This is a genomic window from Exiguobacterium sp. s141 (genome assembly GCF_018618085.1).
GTDB lineage: Bacteria > Bacillota > Bacilli > Exiguobacteriales > Exiguobacteriaceae > Exiguobacterium > Exiguobacterium mexicanum_A.
This window is the reverse complement of the sequence record NZ_JACSLJ010000004.1, coordinates 13,571-34,163: the sequence shown is the minus strand read 5'-3', so window position 1 is coordinate 34,163 and position 20,593 is coordinate 13,571. Positions and strand designations below refer to the sequence as shown.

Here is a 20,593-nt window from a genome sequence, read left to right as displayed (position 1 = left end):
TAGAACAGAAATATTCATTGCCGTAAAGTTGTCCTCATGAAATCCACACAAAAACGCCACAAAAAAGCCAATTCTTTGTCAGAATTGGCTTACGCTTCGAGCTGTGCTTCATAGGTATGGTCGAATTCAGGCGCATGGAGTGAGTGCAAGTAGAGTTGGAAACTCGACTTCGACACTTCATACAAGACATATTCGACGTCCCCTTGGTTGATTTCAGTCAATAGTTCAGACCGGATCTCGTTAGCGCAGAAAGCGTACGGTAGTTTCTCAGCCGCCGCGATCGAACGCTCATTCGATTGACGGATTTTTAAAAATACACTTTCTATGTCAAGCTCGAAGAAAAGTTCAGAGAAGAACGCTTCTTTCGCGACTTGATTGTAACCTTTGCCGTGATACGGTTTGCCAAGCCACGTCCCGAGGAATCCATAGCCCGATTCCACGTCGAACAAGCTGATTGTCCCAATCGGGGTACCAAACTCGTTCGTGATGGTACGTGAGATGATGTTTCCTTGCTCTTCTAGCTCGATGATTTGCTTCGTGCTAAATAAAAACTCGTCAAAGTGGACCGTCTTTTGACGGACATACGGAAAGACATCTGGGTGTTGCATCAGTTCGAACAACTCCGCGCAGTCGGTAAGCTCACGAAATTTGAGCACCTTTACATTCCTCCTCCTATTTCAGACCGCTGAAGAATAGTTGTAACGAAAGCATACTTCTGGCTTCGTTGTTCGAACTTGCCTTGGCTGCTCCCTTTTATGAAGTTACAAGATTATTTTATATAGTTTTTTTGAAAAAGCAAGTAAATAAAATGCAACTTCACAAAAAAATAATAAGAGCGCTTTCACGACTGGCCTCACTCACATCTCATGATGTGTTTTCGATCGGTTCGTCGAGTAAACGATGTGGCCATCGACGATGGTCATAATCGGCTTTGACATGTAGTCGAGCGGGAAGTGACTCCAAAGGACAAGGTCGGCATCTTTGCCGATTTCGAGCGAGCCGATGCGGTCGTCTACTCCAAGCGATTCGGCCGGATGAATCGTGATGGCGCGGAGTGCGACGTCGACCGGAAGTCCTTCGCGGGCAGCAAGACCGGCGCAAAGATTTAAATATTGAACGGGCGTATAAGGATGGTCCGTCGTGATCGAGACGATCATTTCGTGTTCATGTAAAATTCGGTACGTCTCCCATGTTTTGTTCTGGAGCTCAATTTTCGATTTACGTGTGAACGTCGGACCGACGGTGACATGTTTGACACCGAGTTCGCGTAACTTTTCAGCGACGAGATGTCCTTCCGTACAGTGCTCGATCCGATAATCGAGGTCGAACTCTTGCGCGAAGCGGACGACCGATAAAATATCGTCGGCGCGGTGGGCGTGGACCCGGATTGGCATCTTGCGGTCAAGGGCGAGTTGAATCATCTGGCTGCCAAACGTGCCGATCGTCTTCGTCGAGTCGACGGTCCGGAACGCTTCACGCAACAACCCCATGATCCCCATGCGGGTCAACTCGCCGGATCTCCCCATACTGTGGACACGCTTCGGGTTCTCCCCGAGGGCGAGTTTGAGACCGGCATAACGCCGAAGTACCATGTCCTCGATGAAGCGGCCGTGCGTTTTAATGACACTCGTCACCCCGCCGATGACGTTCATACTGCCAGGCATGACTTGAACGGCAGTGACTCCGGCCATGAGCGCCTCTTGAAACCCTTCATCGAGCGGATAGACGCCGTCGATGGCCCGAGCGTGCGGCGTCATCGCCTCGACGGTCTCGTTTGCATCGTTTCCGACTGAACCTGTCCCTTCGTCATACAGTCCGAGGTGGGTATGGGCATCGATAAACCCTGGGAACAAGAAGTTGCCTTCGGCTTCGATGACCGTTTCTCCGTCGAGCGGGTCCAGCAAGTCTGCCATTTCAATGATTTTGCCGTCCTTGACGCGCAAATCTCCGTAAAAATGTGGGGCAGTGATTGGATAAATGTGGGCGTTACGAATTAACAAATTACTCACGTGCTAGCTCCTTTCAAATCAAATGAAGTAGTTGTTTCAAAGCGGGTTCTAACGTTTCGTAACGGAAGCGGAAACCGTGATTGAGTGCTTTCGTCGGGACGACTTTCGCCCCTTCAAGGACGATGACACTCTTCTCTCCGAGCGCGAGCTTGAGGAGCGGTGCTGGGGCAGGTGCCCAATGCGGGCGATGCATCACGCGTCCGAGCGTTTTTCCAAACTCATTCATCGTGACGGGCGTCGGTGCCGTGCCGTTGACGGGGCCTTCGATGGAAGTCGTCTCGATGATATGGACAAACAGGCGAACGAGGTCGTCCAAATGAATCCACGGTACCCATTGCTGTCCTGAGCCGAGCCGTCCTCCGACACCGAGCGTGTACGGCAGTTTCATGAGCGGGAAGGCACCGCCGTCATTCGATAAGACGACACCGGTCCGCATCGTGACGAGGCGAATTCCCATGTCTTTGATCGGGGCAGCCTCTTTCTCCCACAACACGCAGACGTTGCCTAAAAAGTTGGTCCGGTCGGGGAGCGGTGTCGCTTCCGAATACGTGATGGATCGATCTTCACCGTATATCCCGATGGCGGACCCGCTGATGACGACGCTCGGCTTGCGTTTCATATTTTTAATGATGCGGACGACTTCTTTCGTCCCGTCGATTCGGCTTTGAAGAATGGCTTGTTTCTGTTTATGTGTCCAGCGTCCATCGTTGATGGAGGCGCCAGCCAAATGGATGAAGGCGTCGACGTCTTGCAACTCGGACTCAGGATGGCTGTCAGGCGTCAACCATTCAACGAACGAGATCCCTCCTTGTCGCGGGCGCGGGCGGCGCGTCAATACGACGACTTGATGTCCGGCCTCGGCGAGCGCGCGGACGAGCGGGCGACCGATTAGTCCGGTTCCGCCGGTGATTGCAATTTTCATAAGTCTCCCTCCAGTATATTGAAGCGATTTCAAAACGGGTATGGGTTCCATAAAGAAAGCGGACCGTTCGTATTGTGAATACCCTTTCTTCTAACTTATCAAAAATCCTGCTAGAAAGGGGAACGTGATATGTTAGAAGCAGGAAATGGAGGGATTTCGTGAAAATTGCCAAGTTTACGACCCAGAAGAAAAATAAAGACCGGCTCAACGTGTACGTCGAGAAGGACGGGCGTGAGGAGTTTGCGTTCGCCATCGACCTCGACGTCTTCATCAAATATGAATTGACGAAAGGGATGGAGCTCGGAGACGACTTCGTCCGTGACGTCCTTCAAGCCGAAGAAGAACAAAAAGCATATAAAGCGGCCGTCAATTATTTATCGTACCGGATGCGTGCCGTTTCAGAGGTGCGTGACTACCTCGTGAAGAAAGAGATAGATGAGGCAGCCATCAAGCGCGTCATCGAGCGATTAATCGAACAGCGCTACTTGAACGATGCTGAATTTGCCAAAGCCTACACCCAGACGAAGTTCAATACGAGTCCGAGCGGACCGATCAAAATCAAACGAGAACTCACCCAGCTCCGAATCGACGCTGACATCATTGAAGAAGTCATCGGCGCAATTTCACACGAAGACCAGCTTGAAAAGGCCGGAAAATTCGTAAATCGGAAACAAATGGAAACAAATCGCCGTTCTGCCACAGAAGTGCAACAAAGAATTCAACAAACCCTAATGCAAAGGGGATTTACGTTTGATATCATTTCAGAGGCGATTCTCACGTTTTGGGAGAACGAGGATGAGGACGTTGAACTTTCGGCTTGTTTGACACAGGCGGAAAAATTAAATCGGAAGTTCAGTGGATATGCCCCATATGAGCGGAAACAGCGGATGAAGATGCAGCTTCGACGCAAAGGTTTTCCATATGAGGTGATTGATCGGGCTTTAGATCGACTCGCTGAACAAGAGTCATAACGGGAGATTCATTTACGGTAGGGGAAAAATCTGAAAAGGTGGGTCTACATTGACGATTTTTGAATGGATTACAGCACTCATGCCGATTGTGGCAGTGCTCGTATTATTGGTCATTATGCGTTTACCGGCGTCGGTCGCGATGCCGCTCTCGCTCGTATTGACGGCAGGACTGGCGTTCTTCGTCTGGCAACTCGATGCGACACGGATTATGGCGGCGACGTTACAAGGACTCGTGATCGCCGTCACGACGGTCTGGATTGTGTACGGTGCGATTGGGATGATGAATACGATGAAAGAGGGCGGCGGTATGAACGCGATTCGCTCTGGATTCGTTAACATCACACCGGACCCCCGGATTCAAGTGCTCATCGTCGGCTGGTTGTTCGTCTCATTCATCGAAGGTGCTTCGGGCTTCGGGACACCAGCTACGGTTGCGGCGCCACTGTTGATCGCCCTCGGCTTCCCGCCGATTGCAGCGGTCGTCATCGCTTTATCGGCCGACGTCTCGGCGGTCACGTTTGGTGCGGTCGGCACACCAGCTTTAATCGGAATTGGGAACGGGCTGTCGCTTGACGTCAATCAACCGGAAACGATCGAGTTTTTGACAAGCGTCGTCTTACAGACGGTACTCATCGACATGTTCGTCGGTTTGTTGATTCCGTTTATCTTGATTTTGATGCTGACCCGATTCTTTAGCAAAGAGAAGTCAATCAAGCCGGCGCTCGAAGTGTTCCCGATTGCCATTATCGCAGCACTCGTTTACAGTATCCCGGCCTACATTTGGACACTCATCCTCGGATTTGAATTCGGGGGCATGCTCGGCGGGTTGACGGGTCTCGTCATCCTCGTCACAATGGCACGCAAAGGGATCCTCATGCCAAAACGGGTGTGGACGTTCGACGGTTATGCCGATGAGATCGAGCAGCCGCTTGAGAAGCCGTCTGTCGGTAAAGGCAAACGTGAACTTCCGCAGTGGAAGGCGTGGGCGCCATATTTGATTTTGACGATTTTCCTCGTGTTGACACGGACCGTGCCATTCTTGAATGAATTGGCACGCAGTGTCCGCATTGACTTGCCAAACATCATCGGGGTCGAAGGAATCTCGACGTCGTGGGAACCGTTCTATTCGCCAGGGTTCATGTTCATCTTGACGATGATTGCGACATTCTTCCTCCACAACATGAGTTGGTCACAAGTGACTTCGGTCTTTAAAGCGACGACGCTCGGTGTCGTCGGGACGGCCATCACGCTCGCTGCGTCAGTGCCGATGGTTCGAATCTTCATTCACTCAGAAAATGGTGGAGCTGGGCTGGCTTCGATGCCGGTCGAACTCGCCACGGCTGCAGCCGATACGTTCGGCGGTGTCTGGCCGCTCGTCGCACCATGGATTGGGGCGCTCGGCGCCTTCGTTTCCGGATCGGCCACGTTCTCAAACATGATGTTCTCAAGTTTGACGACGAATGTTGCCGAATCCGTTGGTTTGAACGAGACGCTCGCGTTATCGATGCAGATGGCAGGAGCCAACGCCGGTAACATGATTTGTGTCTTGAACGTCGTCGCGGTCGCCTCGGTCGCAGGTCTTCTTGGGAAAGAAGGAACGATCATTCGCTATACGCTCATGCCGATGATTTACTACGTGACGGCGACAGGTCTTGTTGGCTTGATGCTCGCCACCTTCTTCTTGTAAAAAAGTTACAAATTATTTACGACAATAATATTGACAATTTTCTGAACAGTCTGCTAAGGTTTTAGTAGATTTTCAAACTATGAACAGAGAGGAGCCAGCATGATGAAGTACATCCCAACACTACAATGCACACACACAACATCATATGGCTACTCGTATTTGACTGCGTAATTTTGCAGCTGGATAGGGGTAGTGTCCTTTCCCTGACCATGCAAAAGACTGAAGACTCAGAAGCGTACTTCATCCGATTGGTTGCACAATCAGGTGACGTGCGCTTTTTTTGCGTGCGCGGAAAGGACGGAAGGGGGAATCAGTCATGAAACTGATTAAACAACTAGATTGGTTTATTAAAAGACAGAAGCGGACGTATATCGTCGCCATCATCTTGTTGGTTATCACCGGGATCGTCGATATGCTCCCGCCGTGGATTATCGGGCAAGCGATTGATGCAATCCGCGAAGGCAGCTTGACGACAGAGCGACTCGTCCTCATCGTCGGGTCATTGCTCAGTATCATGGTTTTATCATACGTCCTTTCGTATGTATGGATCGCCCGTCTGTTTGGGACGGCGTTCCTGCTCGAGAAAAAATTGCGAGCCCGTTTCTTCAGGCATCTGCTCCGGCAGACACCGCGCTTTTATCAACAGCACCGCACCGGGGATTTGATGGCACTCGCGACGAACGATTTGAAGGCGGTGGAACGGACGGCCGGATTCGGCGTCATGACGCTCGTCGATTCGTTCAATATGACGCTTATCGCCCTCACGATTATGGGAGTGTTCATCGATTGGAAGTTGACGCTTGCGGCACTCCTGCCGATGCCGCTCCTCGCCTGGTCGATGAATAAGCTTGGTCGCCAAATCCATGCTCGCTTCACAGCGGCACAGGACGCGTTCGGCGTGATGAACGACCAAGTCGTCGAATCGATTTCAGGCCTTCGGGTCGTCCGTTCGTTCGTCCAAGAAGAGGCGGACACGAAGAAATTCGACACGATCACCGACGACGTGATGGCGAAAAACATGCACGTCGCGAAAATCGACGTCTTGTTCGAACCGGTCATTAAACTGCTCGTCGGCTTGAGCTATTTGATCGGTTTGTCGTTCGGAACGTATCTCGTGTTCACGAACGACATCACACTCGGACAGCTCGTCTCGTTCAACATCTATCTCGGGATGCTCATTTGGCCGATGTACGCGTTCGGGGAACTGATCAACGTCGTGCAACGGGGGACGGCCAGCCTTGAACGAATCGAGGCGACGATGAACGAGACACCGGACGTCGTCTCGACCGGCACGGTCGAAGTCGGCGTCCCGGAGAAAATCACGTTCAAATCACTATCGTTCCAATATCCAGGATCGACCCGAGCCTCGCTTGAAGACATCGTCTTGCACGTGTCGCGTGGCGAGACGATCGGCATCGTCGGACCGACCGGGGCCGGGAAGACGACGCTATTGCGTCAAATGCTCCGCGAGTATCCGATCGATGACTCGCTACTCGTCAACGGGGTCCCGATTCACGACATCAAACTCGATACCGTGCGCGGTTGGAGCGGTTACGTCTCGCAAGAACATTTGCTGTTCTCGAAAACGGTCCGTGACAATATCTTGTTCGGCTCAAACGATGCGACAGCACAAGACCTCGAGACGGCGATTCGACTTGCGGCGTTCGATACCGATATCGAGCATTTAGAGAACGGTCTCGACACGGTCGTCGGGGAACAAGGGGTCATGCTCTCGGGTGGCCAGAAACAACGGCTCTCGATTGCCCGCGCTCTCTTGAAAGACCCAGAGATCCTCTTGCTCGACGATTCGCTTTCAGCGGTCGACGCCAAGACGGAAGCACGCATCATCGATTCGGTCCGGACGAGCCGGGCCGAACAGACGACGTTCATCGTCGCGCACCGCCTGTCCGCTGTCGCCCATGCCGACCAGATTCTTGTGTTGCAAGACGGTCGCGTCACAGAGCGGGGCACACATGACCAACTGATGGAACGACGCGGTTGGTATTATGAACAATACGTTCGACAAGGAGAGTCGGAGTAATCCGGGAAAGGGGGAATCTCTCATGATCGATCAATACGAATTAGATCCAGTCCGCAGGAAAAAAACGATCCGTTCACTCGTCGGCTATGCCAAACAAGTGAGACACTCGATTTTCCTCGGTTTGACCTTACTATTTTTAGCGGTCGGGGCCGAACTAGCCGGACCGTATATCGCCAAAATTATCATCGACGACCATATCGTCGCCATCGAGCGCGATTGGGTTCAAGTCGAGTCAGGCGGGAGTGTCGACTTTGACGGCAACTCCTATGAAAAAGAGACACGGCTCGACGGAGAGACCGTCGTCCGACCTGTCTCGATCGTTCAGACGACGGACGGATACTATCTCGTCCCAGACGCTGTCATGAGTGGTGGGGTACGTGAAGTCGAAGACGGCGTCCTCACCATCACACGGAGCGAGGAATCAGCGACGTACGACAATATCGTGCCGCTCTCCTCGACCGATGTGTTTCAATTTTATGAGACGGATCTTCAGGCCGTGCTTATGTTATCTGCCTTGTACGTCGTCTTGCTTCTTATCGCGGCCGGTTTGAACTGGGGGCAACAGATGCTCCTCCAGCGATCGGCCCATAAGATTGTCAAGACGATGCGACTCGACGTCATACGACATTTGCAGACGATTCCGGTCCGCTACTTTGACCAGACACCGATCGGGAAAATCGTCAGCCGCGTCACGAATGACACTGAGACGATTCGCGACCTATATTTGGGCGTGCTCGCACGCGTCTTCCAAAGCGTCGTCATGATGATTGGTGTCCTGATCGCCATGTTCTTCTTGGACGTGCGCCTCGGTCTCGTCTCGCTCATCATCATCCCGGTCGTCATCGTCTGGATTAAGCTGTTCCAACGCCTGTCGACCCGAAACAACTTCCGTGTCCGTGCCCTCGTCGCGGATATGAACGCCCAATTGAATGAGAGCATCCAGACGATGCCGATCATTCAGTCGTACGTCAAAGAAAATCTCGTCTATGACGAGTTCAACGAGAAAAACAGCGACAACTTCCAAACGAGACGGAAACTGCTCAAACTGGATGCGCTCATGTCGCACAACTTGGTCAACTTCTTCCGCAACATGGCGCTCGCCTTACTCATCTGGGTCGTCGGTGCGCAGACGCTTGGAACGGGCAGCGTGCTCACGCTCGGGATTTTATACGCCTATATCGATTACGTGTCACGGATCTTTGAGCCGGTCACACAAATCATGAACCAACTGTCCCCGCTCCAACAAGCGCTCGTCTCGGCAGACCGGATGTTCCAGTTGCTCGACGAGAAAGGGGAAGACGTGTCCACGGAACGGATTGCACGCTTTAAAGGCGAGGTCGCCTTCGAGGACGTGTCGTTCAGCTATGAGGCCGGGAAACCGGTGCTTCAACACATCGACATCCATGCGGCACCGGGTGAGACGGTGGCGCTCGTCGGTCATACGGGCAGCGGCAAGAGTTCGATCATGAACCTGCTCATGCGTTTTTATGACCCGTCAGAAGGAACGCTCAACATTGATGGCATGGACGTGACGAAACTGCCGACGCAAGCCGTACGCGCCCATCTCGGTATCGTGCTCCAAGACCCGTTCTTGTTCACGGGTTCGATTCGGACGAACGTGACGCTCGGTGACGAGACGATCTCGGACGAGCGGATTTGGCAAGCGTTGACGGCGGTCGGAGCCGATCGATTCGTCAAACAGTTGCCACATGGAATAGACGAGCCGGTCATCGAACGCGGCGCCTCGCTCTCGAGCGGAGAGCGCCAGTTGATCAGTTTCGCCCGTGCCCTCGTCTTCGACCCAGCCATCCTTGTCTTAGATGAGGCGACGGCAAGTGTCGATTCGGAGACAGAAGCGCTCATCCAAGACGCGCTCAAGACGCTCACATACGGGCGGACGACGTTCGTCATCGCGCACCGTCTCTCGACGATACGGGAAGCGGACCAAATCCTCGTCCTCGATCACGGTCACATCATCGAGCGAGGCAACCATCAATCACTCATCGCTGATGGCGGGGTCTACGCCCGGATGCATGAGTTGCAAAGTAAACAACAAGCCATCAGTTGAGGAGGTCTTATGGAGATTATCGGAAAGCATAACCGGGCCAAAGTGTTCAATGAACGGATTGACGATACGACGCGGGCCCAAATCCAAACACTTGTCGATCAACCGTTCACGCGAGGCGCCTCGATTCGAATCATGCCGGACATGCATGCCGGCAAAGGATCGGTCGTCGGGACGACGATGACGATTCACGACAAGGTCGTGCCGAACCTCGTCGGCGTCGACCTTGGGTGTGGCATGCTCTGTACGGAAATCAAGGTAAAGCGCATCGACTTTCAACGGCTCGACGACGTCATCCGCCAATTTGTACCGAGCGGGATGAACATCCGGGATACAGCACACTCTTACGCGTCTGAGCTCCCGCTCGAGGATGTGCGGGCGCCGTATAAGCTCGACCGGGCCCTCCGCTCGGTCGGCACGCTCGGTTCGGGCAATCATTTCATCGAAGTGAATCGGGACGAAGCCGGACGCACGTTTCTTGTCATCCACTCCGGCTCACGCCACCTCGGTGTCCAAATCGCTGACCATTATCAACAGTTGGCGGTCGAGCACATGATGAAGACCGTCGACATTCAAGACGAGATTGAACGGATGAAGGCAACGGGGCGGCAGCAAGACATCTCGGCCTATCTCGAGACGGAGCGCGAGGCACGGAAACGTTTCCGCGACCTCGCCTACGTCGAAGGGGAAGCGATGGAAGACTACATGCACGACGTGCGCATCGCACAGCAATATGCGGCCGCCAACCGCCTTGCCATGACCGACGTCATCGTCGAGGCGATGAACTGGAACGTGGTCGATCAATTCGATACGGTCCACAACTACATCGACCACGACGCGATGATGCTTCGGAAAGGGGCGATCTCGGCGCGGGACGGCGAGCGGGTCATCATTCCGATGAACATGCGCGACGGCTCGCTCATCTGTACCGGCAAGGGGAACCCGGACTGGAACTTCTCGGGACCACACGGTGCGGGTCGCGTCATGTCGCGCTCGGCCGCGCGAAAACGCGTCGACTTCAACGAATTTAAAAAGTCGATGGCGGATGTCTGGTCAACTTCGGTCCGACCATCGACGATTGACGAGTCACCGTTCGTCTATAAGTCGATGAAGGAAATCGTCCGTTATATCGAGCCGGCTGTCACCATCAATCAAGTCATCAAACCGCTCTACAACTTCAAGGCGAACTGAACATCGTTTCAGTTTCGCCTTTTTCTTTTCCGCGAAAAATCTGATACGCTACAAGAGAGGTGAGCGAAATGGAAAAACGATTGAGTGATTTATCGAAATACGAGCTCGAACAAGAGATTCGAGCGCTCCATGAACGGAAGCGGAAAGCCGAACAGATGGGCATGGTCAGTGAAATCGAGGTCGTCTTGCGACGCATCGCGATTGCCGAGAGTTATTTGATTGACCCGAAATCGTTCAAGCCGGGGACGACGTACATCGTCAACTATAATGACCGTCCGTTCCGATTGAAATTTGTGAACGGCGTCATGGGCTGGGGGACGTTCGAAGGGGAGACGGCTGAACATGCGATTCCGCTCTCGGAGCTGTCGGAGGTGAAAGTATGAACCGGACCGAACAATACGAGCGCTTGGCCGAAATCTTGAAACAGAAGAACGATGTCTTGAGCGAGCTCGAGGCGTTGACGTGGGTCGAAGTGCTGTGGGAGGATTTTGAGACGACGCTCGCCCGTGCTGGCGAACCGTATCCTGGGGAAGCAAAATCGTTCCAATACGTCGTGCAACAAATCGATGCGTACGGGCCCCAGCTCCATTTGTTCCAAACGAAAAATGAGAAGTTCAAACACTTGATGTCAAAGCGCGACATCCATTAAAATCACGCCGCAATCGGCGTGGTTTTTTTACTTGCAAACCGCACATAATCCGTTATAATAAAGGTCGCTATTAGTTCGCTTTGTAGTTAAGTATTTATAAACTTTCTTTAGTTGGAATCATCTTTCACTAAACTTGATTCAAAGCCGAAAGGAGGGATTGTGACTTGGAAGTCGGTCAAAAGATCAAGCGGCTCCGCGTCAAGAAAGGGTTGACGCAAGAAGAGTTGGCCGAGCGCACAGATTTGAGTAAAGGCTATATCTCTCAAATCGAGCGTGATTTGAGTTCACCTTCGCTTGAGACGCTATTCGATTTGTTGGAAGTGCTCGGTTGCTCACCGAAAGAGTTCTTCGATGAAGAGATGTTTCAAAAAGTGAGCTATACCGCAGACGACCGGACCGTGTATGCCGATGAGGAACGGAAATACCGGACCGAATGGCTCATCCCGGAATCGAACGAAAAAGAGATGGAACCGATTTTGCTGACGTTCTCCAAACATGGGGAATTCAAGCGTTACGAGCCTTCCCGTTCGGAGACGTTCGTCTACGTCCTGTCAGGGCGGGTCGCTCTCAAGCTCGGCCACCACACATACTTCGCAAAAGCCGGAGAAACGTTATATTATGTCGCCTCCGATTCGCATCAACTCGTCAACGACTATGACGGCGAGAGTGAATGTTTAATCGTCGCGACCCATTCATATTTATAAGGGAGGAACTGAAATGAACCCAGAAACGATTATTCGCTTTGACAATGTGTCGAAGCGTTACGATGACACCGTCGTCTTAGAAAACATCAGCTTCGAGATTGAGAAAGGGAAGTTCTACACGTTGCTCGGACCGTCTGGCTGTGGGAAGACGACGATTTTGCGTCTGATCGCAGGTTTCACGGATGCGACAGAAGGCGATATCCAGTTCAACGGGAAGCGCATTAACGACGTCCCAGCGAACAAACGTCAAGTGAACACTGTGTTTCAAGACTATGCGCTCTTCCCGCACTTGAACGTGTTCGAGAATGTCGCATTCGGTCTGCGCATCAAAAAGATGAAAGAAGCGGACGTGAAGACGAAAGTCGAACAGGCGCTCAAATTCGTTAACTTGAAAGGGTACGAGTCACGTGAAATCGATGAGATGTCAGGCGGGCAACGACAGCGTGTCGCCATCGCCCGTGCCATCGTCAACGAACCGGAAGTCATCTTGCTCGATGAGCCGCTCTCGGCGCTCGATTTGAAGCTCCGGACCGAGATGCAATATGAGCTTCGTGAATTGCAACAGCGTCTCGGCATCACGTTCATCTTTGTCACGCACGACCAAGAAGAAGCGCTCGCCATGTCGGATGAGATTTTCGTCATGAATAACGGAAAGATCGTCCAAAGCGGGACACCGACCGACATTTACGACGAGCCGATCAACCGTTTCGTCGCTGATTTTATCGGAGAGTCGAATATCGTACCGGGCGTCATGCCAGAAGATAACATTGTCACGTTCGCCGGGAAGACGTTCGATTGTGTCGACCAAGGGTTTGATCGCAATGAAAAAGTCGAAGTCATCATCCGTCCGGAAGATTTGGAGATGACGTCGGTCGACTCGGCGAAACTCGTCGTCGACGTCGATTCGCAACTGTTCCGCGGCGTCCACTATGAGATTTGCTGCTATGACCAAGAAGGGAACGAATGGCTCGTCCATTCAACGAAAAAATCGGTCGTCGGCTCAAAAATCGGCCTCACGTTCGATGACGAGGCGATTCACGTCATGCGCTTAGGGGAGACGGAGGAAGAGTTCGACCGTCGTCTCGAGTCCTATGAGGAGGTCGCTCATGAATCAAACTAGTCAAACCGCGAAGACGGTCTATTTGACGACCTATTGGTTATGGATCGCGCTGTTCGTCATCGCGCCGCTCCTGCTCGTCGTCTACTACTCGTTTTTTGATATCGAAGGGAACTTGAGTTTAGAGAACTATCAGATGTTCTTCACGTCGACGTATTTGACGATGACGTTGTCTTCCTTCTGGTATGCGTTCTTGATCACGTTCTTCTCGCTGTTGATCGGGTATCCGACCGCCTATTTATTGACGAAGACAAAGCATAAGCAACTTTGGCTTTTGCTCATCATTTTGCCATCATGGATAAACTTATTGCTTAAAGCCTATGCATTCCTCGGCATCTTCGGGACGTATGGCATCACGAACCAATTTTTAGAGGCGATTGGCATCGGGACACAGCAGATTTTGTTCACGGATTTTAGTTTCGTGTTCGTGTCGGTGTACATCTTCATCCCATTCATGATCTTGCCGATTTATAACGCCATTGAAAAGCTCCCGCCGTCGCTCGTCTATGCGTCGCGTGACCTCGGGGCCTCGAACTGGACGACATTCCGCCGGGTCATCTTCCCGCTCACGCTCGACGGCGTGAAGTCAGGGATTCAAATCGTCTTTATCCCGGCATTGTCACTGTTCATGATCACCCGACTCATCGCCGGAAACCGAGTCATCACGCTCGGGACGGCGATTGAACAACAATTCCTCGTCACGCAAAACTGGGGCATGGGCTCGACGATTGCCGTGTTCTTGATTTTGGCGATGGTCCTCGTCATGGTCATCACGCGTGACTGGGGCGCGAAAGGAGCGGTGCGTCGATGAAACCGAAAAAATTTAAATTAGCCAACCTCTATTTGATGGCGGTGTTCTTCATCCTCTACGCACCAATCATCTACTTGGTCGTCTACTCGTTCAACAGTGGCGGGACGATGAGTAACTTTGAAGGCTTCACGCTCGACTGGTACAAGTCGCTCTTTACCGACACACGCCTGCTCGTCATCGTCTTGAACACGATCGTCATCGCTCTGCTGTCGGCGACGATCTCGACCGTGCTCGGCGTCATCGGGGCGCTCGCTATCTATACGGCGCGACAACGCTTCACGAAGACGTCGCTCTTATCACTCAACAACGTGTTGATCGTCAGCCCGGACGTCATCATCGGGGCCTCGTTCCTCATCCTGTTCACGATGCTCGGGATTCAGCTCGGCTTTTACTCGGTGCTATTGGCGCACATCGCCTTCTCGGTACCGATTGTCGTCATCTTGGTCTTGCCGAAGCTGCAAGAGATGAGCCCGACGCTCATCGATGCGTCGCGTGACCTCGGCGCGAGCACGTGGGACGTGTTGACGAAAGTCATCTTGCCGTATATCACACCGGGCATCTTCGCCGGGTTCTTCACGGCGCTCACGTATTCGCTCGATGACTTTGCCGTCACGTTCTTCGTGACCGGCAACGGCTTTACGACACTTGCCGTCGAAGTCTACTCACGGGCTCGCCAAGGTATCTCGCTCGAAATTAACGCCTTGTCAGCCATCTTGTTCTTGTTCACACTCATTCTCGTCCTTGGGTATTATGTACTTGCCCAACGCGGTGGTAAAGCGAAGGAGGTAAGACGATGAAAAAATTGGTCATCATGTTGACGGTACCGGTCGTCGTCAGTTTCGGCCTCTTGCTCTGGGTGTATCAAATCAATATGGCGCAAGGGTTCGGCGGCGATAACACGCTCGTCGTCTACAACTGGGGCGATTATATCGATGAAGACTTGATTGGAGAGTTCGAGGAAGAGACGGGCTTGAAAGTCATCTATCAGACGTTCGACTCGAACGAGGCGATGCTCACGAAAATCGAGCAAGGCGGTACGGCGTTCGACATTGCGGTCCCGTCGGATTACGCCATCAGTAAAATGATCGAAGAGGACCTGCTCTTGCCGATCGATTATGACAAGCTCGAGAACTTCGATAACATTGACCCACGTTTCCTCGACAAGTCGTTCGATCCGGGTAACACGTACTCGGTCCCTTACTTCTGGGGAACGGTCGGTATCGTGTACAACCCTGAGCTCGTCGACGGTGAGATTACGTCATGGAACGACCTATGGGACATGCCGCTCGAGAATGACATCTTGCTCGCAGACGGGACTCGTGAGGTGATGGGCTTCGGTCTGAACTCGCTCGGTTACTCGCTCAACACGACGGACAAAGACGAGTTGCTCGAGGCGGAGAAAAAGCTCGAGACGCTCTGGCCGAACATCAAAGCGATCGTCGGCGATGAAATCAAGATGCTCATGGCCAATCGCGAAGCGGCCGCGGCCGTCGTCTGGTCAGGTGACGCCTCCGAAATCATGTACGAGAACGAAGAGTTGACGTACGTGATCCCGGAAGAAGGGACGAATCTCTGGTTCGACAACCTCGTCATCCCGAACACATCGAAAAACGTCGAAGGCGCGCACCAGTTCATCGACTTCATGCTTGACGCGGAAATCGCGGCCCGCAATACCGACTATGTCGGCTATTCGACACCGAACGAAGCGGCACTTGAATTCTTAGATGAAGAAGTGACGTCAGACGAACGTTTTTATCCGTCAAAAGACGTGACAGATGAGCTCGAAGTGTATGAGAATTTAGGCAAACGCATGAACGCGTACTACAACGAACTCTACTTGCGCTTTAAAATGCAAAGTAAATAAAAGGAGTCCCGCTCACCGTGAGCGGGACTTTTTTGGATGGGGCGGGAATATTAGCCGATGGGGGATTTTGTCTGTTGAATGGCATCGATGTGTGCTGCCTTGACTTCATCGCTAACGTGCATATAGGGACGAAGTTGTTCGTATAAGTTGATTCGTTCGGCCGCCGACAATCGAGACTCAACGGAGTCCGTCATTTGTTTGGCCCATGCTTTTCGATTCAACACCGGAACGCTCGACGACTCCACTCGTTTCAATGTGGAACGGTCACTGAAGACGATCCACGAGTGCAAACAACTGCGGTCGAGACCGAGCAGTTGTTCGATCGCCCGCATATGGAGCTCGTTTTGTTTAACCGGATTATAGAATTTGAACTTCTTTCGATTGGATAAAGTTTGTGTCCATTGCTGTTCTTGCTCCCGACCGAAGATCCAACCGCTATAATTTTTCGACTCGATGACGTGCACGCCGCTCTCATCGATAAACAGAACATCGATTTCAGTCGTCCGATCTCGTTTTGTCGGATGAGGCAAATACAAATTTGTCAAAATGAGTGGGGCAAGCCGGCGCGCTTCGATTTCAGCGACGCAACGATACTCCCCATATAATCCGGTATCTTGCAGGACTTTCGTGTAACGATGTCCGGTCTGTACATAATATTGGCTTTGTTTATATCGTTTTACCTTCGTGTAAACGATTGTTCCGCAAATCAAAAACAGTGGGACGGCAAAACTGAGTAATGCGACGAATAGACTTCCAAGTACTTCATTCAATAATTGGCTCATCCTGATGCTCCCTTCTTGTCTAGATTCACTATACAAGATAAAGAGAAACGATAGAGTCAAGTTTGGATGGAATTGGAAATTAGAAATTGAAAAATGAAAGTGAAAGATGAAAAAGCCAGTCATCTGTTAAGATGACTGGTCCAAAGACAATAATGATTGTTGCAATTTGGCCCTTTCTTCGTCCGTGAACACGCGGGAACGGCTTAAAAACCGTTTTCCTTCGACGCCCTCGACCGAGAACATGCCGCCCCGGCCCTCGACGACGTCGATGATGAGCTGGGTGTGTTTCCAATAATCGTATTGCTTCTCGTGCATATAAAATGGACAACCGCCGATTTCGCCGAGCAGGACGTCATGATCCCCGATCATGAACTCGTCTTGCGGGAAACACATCGGGGAGCTCCCGTCACAACAACCGCCCGACTGGTGAAACAAGAGCGGTCCATGTTTTCGTTTCAGCTGTTCGAGGAGCGCGAGCGTGGCGGGGGTGGCCTCGACGCGGTTCACCATCTCAGAAGAACCCGAGTTTTTGTTCGCTATAGCTGACGAGCATGTTTTTTGTCCGTTGATAATGGTTGAGCATCATCTTATGGTTCTCGCGGCCAATCCCAGACATTTTGTATCCACCGAACGCGGCATGGGCCGGATATTGGTGATAGCAGTTAATCCAGACGCGACCCGCTTGAATCTCGCGACCGAACCGGTAAGCCCGATTCATGTCACGGGTCCAAACGCCGGCGCCGAGTCCATATAACGTGTCATTCGCGATGGCGAGCGCCTCGGCATCGTCCTTGAACGTCGTCACCGACAAGACCGGTCCGAAAATCTCTTCTTGGAAGATACGCATCTTGTTATGGCCTTTGAAGATGGTCGGCTGCACATAATAACCGTCAGCGAGTTCGCCGTCCATCATGTTGCGCTCACCGCCGATGAGGCATTCCGCGCCTTCCGACTTTCCAATCTCCAAATACGACAAGATTTTTTCCATCTGCTCATTTGAGGCTTGGGCACCCATCATGACGTCAGGGTCGAGCGGATTTCCGAGTTTGATCGCTTTGACCCGTTCGAGGACGCGTTCCATGAATGGCTCATAAATCGACTCGTGGATGAGCGCGCGTGATGGGCACGTGCATACCTCGCCTTGGTTCAAGGCGAACATGACGAGTCCTTCGATCGACTTGTCAAAGAAATCATCATCGGCGTCCATGATGTCGGCAAAGAAGATGTTCGGCGATTTGCCGCCGAGTTCGAGCGTGACCGGGATGATGTTTTGTGAGGCATACTGCATGATGAGTCGACCTGTCGTCGTCTCACCCGTGAACGCGACCTTATCGACGCGGTCGCTCGACGCGAGCGGTTTGCCGGCCTCGAGTCCGAACCCGTTGACGATATTCAACACGCCTGGCGGGAGCAAGTCTTCAATCAATTCCATGAGCACCATGATGGATGCAGGCGTCTGTTCAGCTGGTTTCAACACGATACAGTTTCCAGCAGCAAGGGCCGGCGCGACTTTCCAAACCGCCATCAAAATCGGGAAGTTCCATGGGATGATTTGGGCGACGACACCGAGCGGTTCATTGAAATGATAAGCGACCGTGTCGTTGTCGAGTTCACTGATACCGCCTTCCTGTGACCGGATGACGCCCGCAAAATAGCGGAAGTGATCGATGGCGAGCGGGAGGTCGGCGTTGAGCGTCTCGCGGACGGCTTTCCCGTTCTCCCACGTCTCAGCGTAGGCGAGCATCTCAAGGTTCGCTTCCATACGATCGGCGATCTTATTTAAAATGACAGAACGTTCGGTGACCGACGTTTTGCCCCAGGCGTCTTTGGCGGCATGGGCCGAATCCAAGGAGAGTTCAACATCTTCTTTCGTCGAGCGGGCGACTTCGCATAAAACTTTACCATTTACCGGAGAGGTGTTCTCAAAATATTCTCCCCCTGCAGGCGCGGTCCACTTTCCATTGATGTAGTTCTCATAGCGGTCTTTAAAGTGAACTTTCGTGCCTGTCGAGTTTGGGACTTCATAAATCATGGTCGTTCCTCCCTTTTCCGTAAAGTATAGGGTTCCTATGTATGCGCTTACATTTTACTGTAAGTCAACAGCTCCCTTTTTTCATCGTAATGGGTCGGTGTGATAAAAGTCAAAATTTTTCGACAATAATTTGTCACATTTGAATTGATATGTTTTGAAGTCAAGATTTGTGGTAAACATCATATTAGTATCAATTTCAAATCGAAGGAGTGGACGGATTCATGGCAAAAACATATCAAGTCGATCCAGCACACAGTACCATCAACTTTACGGTCAAGCATATGATGATTTCGAAAGTAAAAGGAGAGTTCAAAGATTTTCAGGTCGTGGCGAACGGGCAACCCGATGATCTCGCGAACGCAAGCGTGAAGGTGATGATTAAGGCGGCATCAATCGATACGAACAACAGTGACCGTGACAACCATTTACGGTCTGGAGACTTCTTCGATGTGGAGCAGCACGAGGACATCGTGTTCGAGTCAACATCGTTCCGCTCAAAAGGTGGCGGTGAATTTGAATTGACCGGGAATTTGACGATTCGTGGGACGACCCGGGAAGAGACGTTCGAAGTCGAGTACGAGGGAAGCGCGAAAGATCCGTGGGGCAACATGAAACACGCCTTTACCGGGGACGGGTCGATCAACCGGGAAGATTACGGATTGACGTGGAACCAGGCGCTCGAAGCGGGTGGCGTTCTCGTCGATAAAAAAGTCAAATTTGACTTTGAGCTCCAGTTCACGGAGTCAGAGGCATAAAAAAAAGTCGCTCCTGTGAGCGACTTTTTACTGTTCGTAGGCCAATTTCTTTTGCAAGCTCTCTTCACTGAACACCCAGCCAGTGAATGAAGACAACACTTCATTCGATTCTTCGTCGACGATGACGACGGCGACGAACGGATAGATATCTTTCGCGAAATAACGCAAGTTCGTGAAGCGATACTCGATCATCCCATTGTGGCGTGTGACCGTATACGTGTGAATTTTCGAGAATTCGAGGAACGATTGAAGATCCGCATTTTTACGCGCTTCCACGAAGTGAAGGTCATCTTCACCTGGCATCGGCTTGTCACGGAAACGACCGCATTCGATGACCGTCCCTTTTTTCACTTTGACGGCACCTAAACCGTTGCGGAATCGAACGGCGACGTGCCAGTCATCCCAGCCGATACCCGGCGAGATGAACAGCTCGTGGGCGCCGGCGAAGTGACGGGCGACCGTGGCGAGCGCGCGATTACGCAATTTGAACTGAATGGCGTAATAGCTGATGACGAGCGCAATGAGCAGTGCAAAAATCGGGACAGTCGCCCCCGTGATAAGCCATAATACATATGCCCCGTAATATGCAGAGAACAAGTACGGATCAAACGTTCCGATGACGCCCCAACCAATCCATTTTTTTGAGAATGGTTGGAGGGCTTGCGTCCCGTAAGCGTTGAATAAATCGACTGCGACATGTAACAAGACGGCAATCTGTGCCATAACCCATAGCGAGGCTGGGTTGACGCCAAGCGCGAGTCCGATGACGGCGCTGACGATGATCGGCCAAGCGAGGAGTGCGGTGATTCCATGTGAACGACCGCGGTGCTGGCGTAAATACGTGCTATTTCCTTTTAGTTTGAAGACCGTGTCAAAGTCGGGAGCGTGTGACCCGACAAGAGCCGTCGCCGTCATCGCTAGAAACAGTTGTGCGTCGCCTGAAACTTCTGGACTGAGCGTTGCGATTGCACTTAAACCAAGTCCCATACCGAT

The 20,593-nt window shown here is 52.0% G+C and carries 20 protein-coding genes; 13 read left to right on the top strand and 7 right to left on the bottom strand.

All coding sequences use genetic code 11. From position 1 onward, the window contains the following. Positions 1 to 89: 89 nt before the first annotated feature. From KNP74_RS10135 to KNP74_RS10125, 3 genes are all read right to left on the bottom strand, one after another. The gene (locus KNP74_RS10135; RefSeq protein WP_021067763.1) at positions 90 to 656 is read right to left on the bottom strand and encodes a GNAT family N-acetyltransferase; all 567 of its coding nucleotides are present in this window, start codon (positions 654 to 656) and stop codon (positions 90 to 92) included. Positions 657 to 857: 201 nt separating this feature from the next. After that, positions 858 to 2,009: an amidohydrolase gene (locus tag KNP74_RS10130; RefSeq protein ID WP_214764199.1), complete on the bottom strand. Its 1,152-nt coding sequence runs from the start codon at positions 2,007 to 2,009 to the stop codon at positions 858 to 860. A gap of 13 nt (positions 2,010 to 2,022) precedes the next feature. Further along, a complete protein-coding gene (locus tag KNP74_RS10125; protein ID WP_034781005.1) occupies positions 2,023 to 2,931 on the bottom strand; it encodes a TIGR01777 family oxidoreductase in 909 nt (302 codons plus the stop codon). Between the two features lie 158 nt (positions 2,932 to 3,089). Between KNP74_RS10125 and recX the strand changes: the two genes are divergently transcribed. The 12 genes from recX (at position 3,090) to KNP74_RS10065 (ending at position 16,031) form a co-directional block, all read left to right on the top strand. Continuing rightward, positions 3,090 to 3,902: a recombination regulator RecX gene (recX, locus tag KNP74_RS10120; RefSeq protein ID WP_214764198.1), complete on the top strand. Its 813-nt coding sequence runs from the start codon at positions 3,090 to 3,092 to the stop codon at positions 3,900 to 3,902. 49 nt (positions 3,903 to 3,951) lie between these two features. Next, positions 3,952 to 5,589: an L-lactate permease gene (locus KNP74_RS10115; protein WP_214764197.1), complete on the top strand. Its 1,638-nt coding sequence runs from the start codon at positions 3,952 to 3,954 to the stop codon at positions 5,587 to 5,589. 316 nt (positions 5,590 to 5,905) lie between these two features. Then, entirely contained in the window at positions 5,906 to 7,630 is a 1,725-nt protein-coding gene (locus KNP74_RS10110; protein WP_214764196.1) for an ABC transporter ATP-binding protein, read from the top strand. Between the two features lie 22 nt (positions 7,631 to 7,652). Next, positions 7,653 to 9,698 (top strand): ABC transporter ATP-binding protein, encoded by a 2,046-nt coding sequence (locus KNP74_RS10105; RefSeq protein WP_214764195.1) that lies wholly within the window; start codon positions 7,653 to 7,655, stop codon positions 9,696 to 9,698. A gap of 9 nt (positions 9,699 to 9,707) precedes the next feature. Next, complete coding sequence (locus tag KNP74_RS10100; protein WP_214764194.1) at positions 9,708 to 10,886, top strand: RtcB family protein; 1,179 nt, start codon at positions 9,708 to 9,710, stop codon at positions 10,884 to 10,886. Between the two features lie 68 nt (positions 10,887 to 10,954). Continuing rightward, positions 10,955 to 11,269, top strand: a complete 315-nt coding sequence (locus KNP74_RS10095) for a YfhH family protein (protein ID WP_214764192.1) — start codon at positions 10,955 to 10,957, stop codon at positions 11,267 to 11,269. Continuing rightward, positions 11,266 to 11,535, top strand: coding sequence for a YfhJ family protein (locus tag KNP74_RS10090; RefSeq protein ID WP_021067754.1), 270 nt, complete (start codon positions 11,266 to 11,268; stop codon positions 11,533 to 11,535). Before KNP74_RS10095 ends, KNP74_RS10090 begins: the two co-directional genes overlap by 4 nt. Positions 11,536 to 11,699: 164 nt before the next feature. Continuing rightward, the gene (locus KNP74_RS10085; RefSeq protein ID WP_214764191.1) at positions 11,700 to 12,239 is read left to right on the top strand and encodes a helix-turn-helix domain-containing protein; all 540 of its coding nucleotides are present in this window, start codon (positions 11,700 to 11,702) and stop codon (positions 12,237 to 12,239) included. A 13-nt stretch (positions 12,240 to 12,252) separates the two neighbouring features. Next, complete coding sequence (locus tag KNP74_RS10080) at positions 12,253 to 13,359, top strand: ABC transporter ATP-binding protein (protein ID WP_214764190.1); 1,107 nt, start codon at positions 12,253 to 12,255, stop codon at positions 13,357 to 13,359. Further along, complete coding sequence (locus tag KNP74_RS10075; protein WP_034780994.1) at positions 13,346 to 14,167, top strand: ABC transporter permease; 822 nt, start codon at positions 13,346 to 13,348, stop codon at positions 14,165 to 14,167. Before KNP74_RS10080 ends, KNP74_RS10075 begins: the two co-directional genes overlap by 14 nt. Then, positions 14,164 to 14,964 (top strand): ABC transporter permease, encoded by an 801-nt coding sequence (locus KNP74_RS10070; protein WP_034780992.1) that lies wholly within the window; start codon positions 14,164 to 14,166, stop codon positions 14,962 to 14,964. The genes KNP74_RS10075 and KNP74_RS10070 overlap by 4 nt, the downstream gene beginning before the upstream one ends. After that, positions 14,961 to 16,031 carry an ABC transporter substrate-binding protein gene (locus KNP74_RS10065; RefSeq protein ID WP_214764189.1) on the top strand — a complete coding sequence of 357 codons (1,071 nt, stop codon included), beginning with the start codon at positions 14,961 to 14,963 and terminating at the stop codon, positions 16,029 to 16,031. Before KNP74_RS10070 ends, KNP74_RS10065 begins: the two co-directional genes overlap by 4 nt. A 50-nt stretch (positions 16,032 to 16,081) precedes the next feature. On the opposite strand, the gene KNP74_RS10060 is transcribed toward KNP74_RS10065, so the two are convergent. The 3 genes from KNP74_RS10060 to exaC form a co-directional block, all read right to left on the bottom strand. Further along, complete coding sequence (locus KNP74_RS10060) at positions 16,082 to 16,813, bottom strand: nuclease-related domain-containing protein (RefSeq protein WP_214764188.1); 732 nt, start codon at positions 16,811 to 16,813, stop codon at positions 16,082 to 16,084. A 126-nt stretch (positions 16,814 to 16,939) separates the two neighbouring features. After that, positions 16,940 to 17,323 (bottom strand): DUF779 domain-containing protein, encoded by a 384-nt coding sequence (locus tag KNP74_RS10055; protein WP_214764187.1) that lies wholly within the window; start codon positions 17,321 to 17,323, stop codon positions 16,940 to 16,942. 1 nt (position 17,324) lies between these two features. Beyond that, positions 17,325 to 18,845 (bottom strand): acetaldehyde dehydrogenase ExaC, encoded by a 1,521-nt coding sequence (exaC, locus tag KNP74_RS10050; protein WP_214764185.1) that lies wholly within the window; start codon positions 18,843 to 18,845, stop codon positions 17,325 to 17,327. Positions 18,846 to 19,066: 221 nt separating this feature from the next. On the opposite strand from exaC, the gene KNP74_RS10045 reads away from it, so the two are divergent. Further along, complete coding sequence (locus KNP74_RS10045; RefSeq protein ID WP_214764184.1) at positions 19,067 to 19,600, top strand: YceI family protein; 534 nt, start codon at positions 19,067 to 19,069, stop codon at positions 19,598 to 19,600. Positions 19,601 to 19,627: 27 nt separating this feature from the next. On the opposite strand, the gene KNP74_RS10040 is transcribed toward KNP74_RS10045, so the two are convergent. Beyond that, a complete protein-coding gene (locus tag KNP74_RS10040) occupies positions 19,628 to 20,587 on the bottom strand; it encodes a metal-dependent hydrolase (RefSeq protein ID WP_251130148.1) in 960 nt (319 codons plus the stop codon). Positions 20,588 to 20,593: the final 6 nt, after the last annotated feature.

Bases quoted from the DNA above. Each gene is read 5' to 3' on its own strand.
- KNP74_RS10125 (WP_034781005.1), bottom strand. From the start codon at position 2,931: ATGAAAATTGCAATCACCGGCGGAACCGGACTAATCGGTCGCCCGCTC.
- KNP74_RS10110 (WP_214764196.1), top strand. From the start codon at position 5,906: ATGAAACTGATTAAACAACTAGATTGGTTTATTAAAAGACAGAAGCGG.
- KNP74_RS10105 (WP_214764195.1), top strand. From the start codon at position 7,653: ATGATCGATCAATACGAATTAGATCCAGTCCGCAGGAAAAAAACGATC.
- KNP74_RS10100 (WP_214764194.1), top strand. From the start codon at position 9,708: ATGGAGATTATCGGAAAGCATAACCGGGCCAAAGTGTTCAATGAACGG.
- KNP74_RS10095 (WP_214764192.1), top strand. From the start codon at position 10,955: ATGGAAAAACGATTGAGTGATTTATCGAAATACGAGCTCGAACAAGAG.
- KNP74_RS10090 (WP_021067754.1), top strand. From the start codon at position 11,266: ATGAACCGGACCGAACAATACGAGCGCTTGGCCGAAATCTTGAAACAG.
- KNP74_RS10080 (WP_214764190.1), top strand. From the start codon at position 12,253: ATGAACCCAGAAACGATTATTCGCTTTGACAATGTGTCGAAGCGTTAC.
- KNP74_RS10075 (WP_034780994.1), top strand. From the start codon at position 13,346: ATGAATCAAACTAGTCAAACCGCGAAGACGGTCTATTTGACGACCTAT.
- KNP74_RS10070 (WP_034780992.1), top strand. From the start codon at position 14,164: ATGAAACCGAAAAAATTTAAATTAGCCAACCTCTATTTGATGGCGGTG.
- KNP74_RS10065 (WP_214764189.1), top strand. From the start codon at position 14,961: ATGAAAAAATTGGTCATCATGTTGACGGTACCGGTCGTCGTCAGTTTC.
- KNP74_RS10060 (WP_214764188.1), bottom strand. From the start codon at position 16,813: ATGAGCCAATTATTGAATGAAGTACTTGGAAGTCTATTCGTCGCATTA.
- KNP74_RS10055 (WP_214764187.1), bottom strand. From the start codon at position 17,323: ATGGTGAACCGCGTCGAGGCCACCCCCGCCACGCTCGCGCTCCTCGAA.
- exaC (WP_214764185.1), bottom strand. From the start codon at position 18,845: ATGATTTATGAAGTCCCAAACTCGACAGGCACGAAAGTTCACTTTAAA.
- KNP74_RS10045 (WP_214764184.1), top strand. From the start codon at position 19,067: ATGGCAAAAACATATCAAGTCGATCCAGCACACAGTACCATCAACTTT.
- KNP74_RS10040 (WP_251130148.1), bottom strand. From the start codon at position 20,587: ATGGGACTTGGTTTAAGTGCAATCGCAACGCTCAGTCCAGAAGTTTCA.